This window comes from Halonotius pteroides, assembly GCF_003605635.1.
GTDB lineage: Archaea > Halobacteriota > Halobacteria > Halobacteriales > Haloferacaceae > Halonotius > Halonotius pteroides.
In genome coordinates this window covers 1-1453 of sequence record NZ_QMDW01000067.1, presented here as the reverse complement: position 1 = coordinate 1453, position 1453 = coordinate 1, and the positions used below count along the sequence as shown (strand labels likewise).

Below are 1453 nucleotides of genomic sequence, written 5' to 3'. Positions count from 1 at the left end.
CGAGGTGACTAGCCGCGTCGACGGTCGCACACGGCACCTCGAAGAAGTCGGCGATCGACGCCTCGTGGGGGTTGACCGTCATCACCCGGTCGGTTCCGGTCGAGATCGCCCGCGCCATCGCCCGCGCTGACACCGGCTCACCCGGCTCGAACGCCTCGTCCTGTCTCCCGTAGCCCATGTACGGCAGGACGGTGACGACCTCCTCGGCCCGTTGCCGGGCGGCGTCCTGTAGCTGCAGCAACTCGACCTGTGCGGAATCTGACACCGTCGAGGCGACGACGATCGCCCTGTCGCCGGCGTCCGGAACGCGGACGAGCGTCTCGCCGTCGGCGAACCAGTCGTACTCGACGGCGGCGAGCGGCTCGTCGAGTTCGCTCGCGAGCGCCGCCGCGACCTCTTGTGATGCGGATCCCGGAACTATCATTAGCGGCTCTGTGTCCCCCGGGGGTAAACGCGTTTTCGTTCGCTGGCGCTCGCCTCGCTGCTCGCGGGTCGTTACGGAAGTTCGAGGAGAGAGCCTCGCCGTTCACGGCGGGGATGAATCCGACACCAGGGCGACAACCGCCAGAATTATTCCCCCAGACAGCGTGTCCGTGGGTACGCACAACGGGCAAAAACTGGCGGTTGGATTGGGGTCCGCCCGGACGACGAAGGCCACCACACCGTTCCCGCAAGGGCGTCTCCGAAGCCGTCGGGAGACGGCAGACAAAAAGCGACCCTCGCCCGAGTGTGCCTGCCCACCGTGGCACGAAAGGCAGGCAGGCCGATGGCACGGCCCGTGCCCGGACGCGCCGAAAAGGGCGACCGGGGGCATCCCCGCTGTCTCTTCGAGATAAACGGGATGCCCGGTGCAAGCGGATACCGCGTCCGAACGGACGCGCAACACGCCACACCCCTCGCGGGGCCGACGTATCGCGCACGAACCCGGTATCGCCTCGCCGGACCCCATCCGGCAGGTGAGAAGTTGCCAGCGGGGACGTGGGACCGGCTCGCCGTCCCGCGCTGGAATCCTCGCGCTGCAGCGCGGAGAGAATTTCAAGGCTCCTCGCCGAGTTCGCCGACGCCTTCTCCGGGCAGGCTGATGAGGTTCTCCCGGCCGATTCGGAGTTTGTCCACCCGGTCTTCGTCGTCCATCGACGAGAGAAGCTGTGAGACCTTCGCGTTCGACCAGCCGGTCTCCTTGACGATCGTCGCCTGCTTCATCCGTCCCCCGTTCCGTTCGAGGAGGTACTCGACGCGCTCCTCGTCCGAGAGCAGTTCGGGATTCGGCTCGTCGGCCCCGGTGTCCGGGTCGGCGTTCGCACCGTCTTTCTCTGGTGTCGCGCTCTCGGCCGCCGCGTCCGTCGGTTCCCCCGCCGTTCCGCCGTCGCTATCGGCATCGCCCGCCTCCGGGGGCTCGCGTGTCTCGTCCCCGCGCTGCCGGCCGAACAGGAGGTACAGCCCGACGAGGAGC

At 68.1% G+C, this 1453-nt stretch carries 2 protein-coding genes; both read right to left on the bottom strand.

The genetic code is table 11. The features are described 5' to 3' along the window. Positions 1-424 (bottom strand): ribose-phosphate diphosphokinase (gene prs, locus DP106_RS15050; RefSeq protein ID WP_120086614.1); only part of this gene is annotated, 424 nt, incomplete at its 3' end. Positions 425-1035: 611 nt separating this feature from the next. Beyond that, positions 1036-1453, bottom strand: a 418-nt coding sequence (locus DP106_RS16320) for a helix-turn-helix transcriptional regulator (RefSeq protein ID WP_394343467.1), incomplete at its 5' end; no start/stop codon positions are given.